We start from the raw sequence: 8,347 nt of genomic DNA on the forward strand, positions 1-8,347 counted from the left end.
CCTGACCTGGCTGGGCTGCCTGGCCGGTGTGGCCGCGACCCTTCCCTACACCCCCGAACCGGCCGCCCAGGCCTCCACCGCCCCGCCCTCGGCCACCCTGACCATGGTCTATCTCGGCATCTTCCCCACCGCCATCGCGTTCTTGACCTGGGGATACGCCCTGACGTATGTGACCGCGGGGCGCCTGGCCGCCTCCACCTACCTCTCACCGCCGCTGGTGATCGCCCTGTCCTGGGTGCTGCTGTCCGAGACCCCGGCGCCCCTGGCCCTGGCCGGTGTCGCGGTGGCCACGCTGCGCCGCCGCTCCCGCGCCACACCCCCGGCGCCGACGCCCGCGGACCAGGACAGCCACGAAGGCCCGGTCCGCCCCCGCCACTGACCCCCACCACACCAGCGGGGNNNTTGGAGGCCTGGTGGGCCCGCTCCAGAGCCGAGGCGAACACCTCCACCGGCTGAGCCCCCGAAAGAGCCAACGCCCGGTCCAACACGAAGAAGGGCACCACCGAACCGCCCAGCTCCTGCGCCAGCGCCACGTCCCGGTGCACATCATCGGCGTGCTCGCCGCTGCCCAGGACCCGGCGGGCGTGCCCGCCCTCCAACCCCGCGTGCTGGGCCAGCTCCAACAGCACCTGCGGCTCGGACAGATCCCGCGCCTGCACCAACTGGGCGCGCAGGAACACCTCGTGGGCCCGCTCACCCACCCCCTGCTGCCGGGCGGCCTGCAACAGACGGTGCGCGTCGAAGGTGTTGACCATCACCCCGCCGGCCAGGTCGTAGTCCAACCCCTCCTCGGCGGCCACCTGCGTCACCCGCGCCGTCATCTGCTCGACCTGCTCGATGGGCGCACCCATCTTCCGGGCCAGCGAGTCGTAGACCGGCTCACCCACCCCCGACGGGAACCCGGGATCCAGCTGGAAACTGCGCCAGCGCACCTGTACCCGGCCGGCGCCGGCGAACCCGCCCAGGGCCCGCTCGAAACGGCGCTTACCGATGTAGCACCACGGGCACACGATGTCGGACCAGATCTCGACCTGCACGAAGCCTCCCCGCTCAACCGCACCGACCGTCCGAGCCCGACCGAGCATGCCCGGACCTTCGACGACACCAACCCCACCGCCTCGGGAACCGGTTCGCCCTGCTTCACCTGCCCGCTGTGCCCGCCCGGGCGCTGCTGCCCGCGCTGACCCACCACCTCACGGCCCGGCTCGGCCACCAGGCAGCCACGATATCCGGGCCCGGCCCCGACACCAGAGCCCACCGCCGGGGCAGAAGTGGCCGCGGCGCCGCCCTCTCACACCACGCCCACCTGCACCGGGACCACAACGAAACACCCCCGACACGACCACCTCACACCGTGGCAACAGCACACCGGTTCCCTGAGCCCAGAGCCCACCACCCAAAGGAGAGCACCCCCATGCACGACCTCCTCGTCATCGGCAACGGCATGGTCGGCCACCGCCTCGTCCACACCCTGCACCAGCGCGACACCGACCAGCAGTGGCGCATCACCGTCCTGGGCGAAGAAGCCCGCCCCGCCTACGACCGCGTAGCCCTGTCCACCTACGCCGACGGCGCCACCGAAGACGACCTGGCCCTGGAACCCCTCACCGGCCCCCACACCCGCATCCTCACCGGCCACACCGTCACCCACCTGGACACCACCGCACACACCGCCACCACCACCGAGGGCACCACCCACCACTGGGACCGCCTCGTCCTGGCCACCGGATCCGACCCCTTCGTCCCCCCGATCCCCGGCCACGACCTGCCCGGATGCCACACCTACCGCACCATCGACGACCTGGACGCCATCACCCGCGCCGCCACCGGCGCCCGCACCGGCGTGGTCATCGGCGGCGGCCTGCTCGGCCTCGAAGCCGCCAACGCCCTACGCCTGCTGGGCCTTGACACCCACGTGGTCGAACTCGCCGACCACCTCATGCCCGCCCAACTCGACACCGGCGCCGGGCACCTGCTCGCCACCCACATCACCGACCTGGGCCTGCACGTGCACACCGGCGCCGCCACCACCGACATCACCACCACCCCCCAGGGCACCAAACAACTCCACCTGGACAACGGCACCACCCTGGACGCCGACCTGGTCGTCTTCTCCGTGGGCATCCGCCCCCGCGACCACCTCGCCCGCCAAGCCGGCCTCGAACTGGGCCCGCGCGGGGGAGTGGCCATCGACCACACCTGCACCACCAGCCACCCCGACATCCTCGCCATCGGCGAAGTCGCCTCCCACCAGGGCACCGTGCACGGCCTCATCGCCCCCGGCAACGCCATGGCCGAGACGGCCGCCGACCACCTCACCGGCCAGTCCGCCGCCTTCACCCCCGCCCAACCGGCCACCGAACTCAAACTCCTGGGCGCGGACGTGGCCAGCCTCGGCGACGCCCACGGCACCACACCCGGCGCTCTGGACGTCGTGGTCAACGACACCGCCGGCGGCCGCTACGCCAAACTCGTACTCTCCGACGACGCCACCACCCTGCTCGGCGCCGTCCTGGTCGGCGACACCACCGCCCTGGCCACCCTGCGCCCCCTGCTCGGCCACACCCTGCCCGGCGACCCGCTCGCCCTGATCAGCCCCAACACCCCCGCACCCGCAGCCACCGACCTGCCCGAAACCGCCCAGATCTGCTCCTGCAACGCCGTCACCAAGAACGACCTGACCTCGGCCATCGACCAGGGCTGCCACACCCTGCACGACCTCAAGAACACCACCGGCGCCGGAACCAGCTGCGGCTCCTGCGTGCCCACCCTCACCCGCCTGCTCACCGACGCCGGCATCGAACAATCCAGAGCCCTGTGCGAACACTTCACCCACTCACGCGCCGACCTGCACCAGATCGTGCGCGCCACCGGCATCCGCACCTTCTCCGACCTCATCACCACCCACGGAACCGGGCGCGGCTGCCACATATGCAAACCCGCCATCGCCTCCATCCTGGCCTCGGCCGGCACCGGCCACATCCTGGAAACCGACCGCGCCCACCTGCAGGACACCAACGACCGCCACCTGGCCAACATGCAACGCAACGGCACCTACTCCGTCGTGCCCCGCATCCCCGGCGGCGAGATCACCCCCGACAAACTCATCACCATCGGCGCCGTGGCCCGCGACTTCAGCCTCTACACCAAGATCACCGGCGCCCAACGCGTGGACCTGCTCGGCGCCCGCCTCGAACAACTGCCCCACATCTGGCGCCGCCTGGTCGAGGCCGGCTTCGAATCCGGCCACGCCTACGGAAAATCCCTGCGCACCGTCAAATCCTGCGTGGGCACCACCTGGTGCCGCTACGGCGTCCAGGACTCGGTCACCCTCGCCATCCGCCTCGAAGAGCGCTACCGCGGCCTGCGCGCACCCCACAAACTCAAATCCGCCGTCTCCGGATGCGCCCGCGAATGCGCCGAGGCCCGCAGCAAGGACTTCGGCATCATCGCCACCGACACCGGCTGGAACCTCTACGTCGGCGGCAACGGCGGCTTCACCCCCCGCCACGCCCAACTCCTGGCCACCGACCTGGACGAGACCACCCTCATCCGCACCATCGACCGGTTCCTCATGTACTACATCCGCACCGCCGACCGCCTCCAACGCACCGCCCCCTGGATCGAGGCCCTCGAAGGCGGCCTGGACCACGTGCGCGAGGTCGTCCTCAACGACAGCCTCGGCATCGCAAGCGACCTCGAACAAGCCATGGAAGAACACGTGGCCCACTACACCGACGAATGGGCCGACGTCCTGAACGACCCCGACAAACTCGCCCGCTTCACCACCTTCACCAACGCCCCCCACACCCCCGACCCCACCATCGACTTCACCACCGTGCGCGACCAACCCGTCCCCAACGCCCCCACCGACCTGGGCCTGCCCACCACCCGCCCCCAGGAGTCCACCCGATGACCACCACCGCCCCCGCAACCACCACCCACACCTGGATCACCGCCTGCCCCACCCACCACCTACACCCCGAAGACCCCCTCGCCGTCCTGATGCCCGACCACACCCAACTCGTGCTCGTACGCACCCACACCGGCCACCTGCACGCCCTGGACAACATCGACCCCTACACCGGCGCCGCCGTCCTGGCCCGCGGCATCATCGGCGACCACCACGGCCGCCCCACCCTCACCTCACCCCTGCTCAAACACACCTTCGACCTCAACACCGGCCACAGCCTCACCGACCCCCACACCCGCCTGAACACCCACCCCGTACGCACCCGCAACCACCACATCCAAATCCACACCCGCCCCGAACAGGACACCCACACCCCATGAAGGACGACCCCACCCAACCCCTGGCCGGCTTCACCGTCGCCGTCACCGCCGCCCGCCGCGCCGAAGAACTCACCGCCCTGCTCACCCGCAAAGGCGCCCACGTCATCGCCGCCCCCGCCCTACAGATCCTGCCCCTGGCCGACGACCGCCGCCTGGCCCGCGTCTCCGACGAACTCGCCCACCACCCCGCCGACACCGTCGTGGCCACCACCGGCATCGGCTTTCGCGGCTGGCTCGAGGCGTGCGAGACCTGGGGCAACGCCGAACAACTCAAAACTGCCATGCACCACTCCCGCGTCCTGGCCCGCGGCCCCAAAGCCAAAGGCGCCGTACGCGCCGCCGGCCTGACCGAACAATGGTCCCCACCCTCCGAATCCTCCGCCGAAGTCCTGGACCACCTACTCACCCAAGGCGTGGCCGGACAACGCATCGCCGTGCAACTGCACGGCGAACCCCTGCCCGACTTCACCGCCGCCCTGCGCATGGCCGGCGCCACCGTCATCGAGATCCCCGTCTACCGCTGGACCCACCCCACCGACACCACACCCCTGGACCACCTCATCGACACCACCTGCCAACGCAGCATCGACGCCATCACCTTCACCAGCGCCCCCGCCGCCGCAGGCCTACTCACCCGCGCCCACCACACCGGCCACCAACACCACCTCGTCCAAGCCCTGCAGAACGACGTCATGGCCATGTGCGTGGGACCCGTCACCGCACGCCCCCTCCAAGCCCACGACATCCCCACCCAGTGGCCCCGCCGCGCCCGCATCGGCGCCCAAGTACGCACCCTCACCCAAACCCTGCCCGCACGCTTTCCCACCCTGCGCGTGGCCGGCCACCACCTGCGCCTACGCGGCCACGCCGTCCTGCTCGACGGATGCGTGCACACCCTCTCGCCCACCCTCATGCGCCTCATGCGCGCCCTGGCCCACCGCCCCGGACAGGTCTGCACCCGCACCCACCTGCTCTCCTGCCTGGGCCCCGACGCCGACACCCACGCCGTCGAAACCGCCGTCGCCCGCCTGCGCACCGCCCTGGGACAGCCCCGCCTGATCCAAACCGTCGTCAAACGCGGCTACCGACTGGCCACCGACCCCCACTGAGACGGGTACACACACCGGGGCAGACCCACCAACCCCGAAAGGCCACCCCCCCGTGCTCACACCCGACCCCGCCGACGACCGCGCCGCCGGAGCCGCGTGCGCACCCACCGCCGCCGCCCGCCTGCACCAACGCCAGGCCCAACGCGCCGACGCCGTCACCGAACTGGTCCACACCGCCCTGACCGCGCCCCACACCGCCACCGATCCGGCCGACCGCGCCTGGGCCCACCACCTGCACGCCCTGGTCCACCACCACACACCCCCGCCGCCCACCGGCGACTCCGAGGACCCCCGCACCGCCTCACTGCACCTGTTCACCCACACACCCCACCCGTCCCGCCAACCGGGCCGACCCGCCCTGGCCGCCCAACACCTGCACCACACCCTCCGAGCCGCACGCGCCCACCCCCACCCCGACACCCTGCTGCACACCGCCGCCCTGGCCACCGCGCACTGGGGCCTCTCCGCCCTGGACCCCGACAGCCTGCGCGCCCTGGGAAACGACCTGCACACCCACACCGAACGCGCCCTGAGAGCCCTGCACGGCCACCAACCGGGCCAGTGGCCCCACCAGCCCATCCGCACCCGAGGCGACCTGCGCCTTCCCCCCTTCAGCACACCCCACCCCCACGACCCGGGCATCACCCTGGGCAACATCGACCACCTGCGCACCGCCCCGGCCACCCCCACCGCCGCGGTCTCGCTGTGCCGCACCCACCCCAGCGACGCACCCCACCTGGACCCCACCAGGTGGGTCCGCCTGTGGCTGCACGACCGGCCCGGCGCCAACCCCAACCTGCACCACACCCTCACCCAGGCCGCACAAGCCGTCGCCGACCTGCGCACCGAGGGCCACCACGTGTTCATCCACTGCTGGGCCGGGGCCTCACGCACCCCCGCCGTGGCCGCCCTGTACGCCATCACCCACCTGGGCGCCCACCCCCACACCGCCCTGGCCCAGATGATCACCACCGTGGGCGGACACCTGGACAACCCCTCCCTGGCCCACGCCGTCGCCGACCTGGCCGGCCACCCCCTGACCGACGCACGCACCGACCTGTTCGGCCAGGGCATGGCCCCGCGCCGGCCCGAACTGCCCCGCCCGCACGAGACCGGGTGAGAAGTTCCACAAACCCCAGCTTTCCGGTAACGTTACCCCCGCGTTACTCGTAGGCTCAGCGCTCGGACCCCGCGCGAGTTCTCACCCAGCGGTCATGCGCACCCCGTTTTCCCAGGTCGCCCTTCCCGCCCGGCCGCCGGCACCACTGCCGGCCACAGCCCGGCACGACCACCAGGGGGCACACGCCCACGGCCACGCTCCACCGCCGCCCGGGCCCACCGCTCACCCTGTTCCCGTTCGAAGGACACACCTGATGGGCACACACCAGCCCGGCCACGGCCCGGACACGACCACCACCCTGGGCCCGCGCCGCACAGCCGCCCGCCACCGCAAACGGCGCGCGCTCCTCCTGGGCTCGGCCGCGGGGGCGGCCCTGCTGGTGGGCGGCACCGCCACCGCCGCGGTCATCGCCACCGGCACCACACCCGAAGACGCCTCCCAGGCCGCCACGGTCCCCGAGGCCGCCACCGACCCCCTGCAGTCCTCCGCCGACGGCGACCAGGACCAACGGGCCGAGCCCGACGACCAGGCCGGGGAAGAGGGCGCCCAGGGCTCGGGCGAGCGCTCCGGCGAAAACGCCACCTCCTCCTCCCAGGGCGAGGCGGTCACCGAGCAGAGCGAACAACCCCAGGACGAGAGCTCAGGCGCCGACGAGGACCAGGACCCCTCAGGCGGCCAACCCACCGGCGAAGGCGGCACCTGCGAAGCCTCCTTCTACGGCGAAGGCTTCCACGGCTCCACCACCGCCAACGGCGAAACCTTCGACACCCAGGCCATGACCGCCGCCCACAAGACCCTGCCCTTCGACACCCAGGTCGAGGTCACCAACCCCGACAACGGCCAATCGGTCACCGTACGCATCAACGACCGCGGCCCCTACATCGACGGACGCTGCCTGGACCTGTCCACCGCAGCCTTCGACGAAATCATCGGCACCGGCTCCGGCGTGGGCACCGTCGACTGGCAGGTCGTCAGCTGAGACCACCCCACCCTGCCCGGGGCCCACCCACCCCGGGCAGGCCCACCACACACCCCACAGAGCCACCCCACCCGTCCCACCCCCGTGACACAATCCCCACCAACCACACCGCCACACCCAGGGGGAGCCGGGCGTGTTCGCCACCACCAACGGATGGGTCGTCTCACCCACCGACCTCGTCGACCAGCTCGAGTGCGACCATCGCAGCCACCTCAAAACCGCACTGGCCGCCCACCTGCCCGGCGCACCCACCCCCGAACCCCTCGACGACCTCATCGCCCAACACGGCCTGGCCCACGAACACCACACCCTGCACCACCTGCAAGCCCTCACCCACGTCGAGCACATGCCCGACCCCGGCACCGACCCCCACACCCTCACCCAGGCCGCCACAGCCACCACCAAAGCCATGGAAGCCGGAACCCCCGTCCTCTACCAGGCCAGCTTCTACCACCCCCTCACCCCCCACGGCACCACCACACCCCTGTGGTTCCACGGCCGCGCCGACTTCCTCATCCGCTCGGACCTGGACACCACCACCGGGCACCTGACCGGCGAGGACGACTTCACCTACGAACCCTGGGACACCAAACTCACCCGCCGACCCACCCCCGCAGCCCTGGTGCAACTGGCCGCCTACGCCAGCGCCCTGACCCACACCGGTCACCACCCGGCGCGCATGCACCTGCTCACCGGCGACCACCACACCCACACCCTGCCCACCGCCGACTTCACCCCCGTCCTGAGGCCCCTGACCGAACGCCTCACCCACCGCCTCGCACAAACCCCCACCCTGCCCACCCCCACCTGGGGCACCCCACGCCCGGCCTGCGACAGCTGCGGCTA

General features: G+C 71.7%; 6 protein-coding genes and 2 pseudogenes. 7 read left to right on the forward strand and 1 reads right to left on the reverse strand.

Features of this window, described 5'->3' with window-relative positions; translation table 11 throughout:
• Window positions 1-379: DMT family transporter (locus D474_RS0100875; protein WP_017611715.1), on the forward strand; the 379-nt coding region annotated here is incomplete at its 5' end.
• Window positions 380-485: 106 nt separating this feature from the next.
• Here the strand turns inward: D474_RS0100875 and D474_RS30740 are convergent.
• A pseudogene (locus D474_RS30740) lies at window positions 486-1,085 on the reverse strand (DsbA family oxidoreductase); the annotation flags it as partial.
• Window positions 1,086-1,414: 329 nt separating this feature from the next.
• Here D474_RS30740 and nirB point away from each other — a divergent pair.
• The 6 genes and pseudogenes from nirB to D474_RS0100910 form a co-directional block, all read left to right on the forward strand.
• Entirely contained in the window at window positions 1,415-3,916 is a 2,502-nt protein-coding gene (gene nirB, locus D474_RS0100885; RefSeq protein WP_017611717.1) for a nitrite reductase large subunit NirB, read from the forward strand.
• A complete protein-coding gene (gene nirD / locus D474_RS0100890; protein ID WP_017611718.1) occupies window positions 3,913-4,293 on the forward strand; it encodes a nitrite reductase small subunit NirD in 381 nt (126 codons plus the stop codon). The genes nirB and nirD overlap by 4 nt, the downstream gene beginning before the upstream one ends.
• Window positions 4,290-5,402 (forward strand): uroporphyrinogen-III synthase, encoded by a 1,113-nt coding sequence (locus D474_RS0100895; RefSeq protein ID WP_017611719.1) that lies wholly within the window; start codon window positions 4,290-4,292, stop codon window positions 5,400-5,402. The genes nirD and D474_RS0100895 overlap by 4 nt, the downstream gene beginning before the upstream one ends.
• Window positions 5,403-5,454: 52 nt before the next feature.
• Entirely contained in the window at window positions 5,455-6,522 is a 1,068-nt protein-coding gene (locus D474_RS0100900) for a protein-tyrosine phosphatase family protein (protein WP_017611720.1), read from the forward strand.
• Between the two features lie 253 nt (window positions 6,523-6,775).
• Window positions 6,776-7,501, forward strand: a complete 726-nt coding sequence (locus D474_RS0100905) for a septal ring lytic transglycosylase RlpA family protein (protein WP_026118056.1) — start codon at window positions 6,776-6,778, stop codon at window positions 7,499-7,501.
• A gap of 133 nt (window positions 7,502-7,634) precedes the next feature.
• Window positions 7,635-8,347, forward strand: a pseudogene (locus tag D474_RS0100910) (TM0106 family RecB-like putative nuclease); the annotation flags it as partial.

The organism is Nocardiopsis salina YIM 90010 (genome assembly GCF_000341025.1).
GTDB classification, from domain to species: domain Bacteria; phylum Actinomycetota; class Actinomycetes; order Streptosporangiales; family Streptosporangiaceae; genus Nocardiopsis; species Nocardiopsis salina.

Coding starts and splice junctions, on each gene's coding strand:
- nirB (WP_017611717.1), top strand. CDS start 1,415: ATGCACGACCTCCTCGTCATCGGCAACGGCATGGTCGGCCACCGCCTC.
- nirD (WP_017611718.1), top strand. CDS start 3,913: ATGACCACCACCGCCCCCGCAACCACCACCCACACCTGGATCACCGCC.
- D474_RS0100895 (WP_017611719.1), top strand. CDS start 4,290: ATGAAGGACGACCCCACCCAACCCCTGGCCGGCTTCACCGTCGCCGTC.
- D474_RS0100905 (WP_026118056.1), top strand. CDS start 6,776: ATGGGCACACACCAGCCCGGCCACGGCCCGGACACGACCACCACCCTG.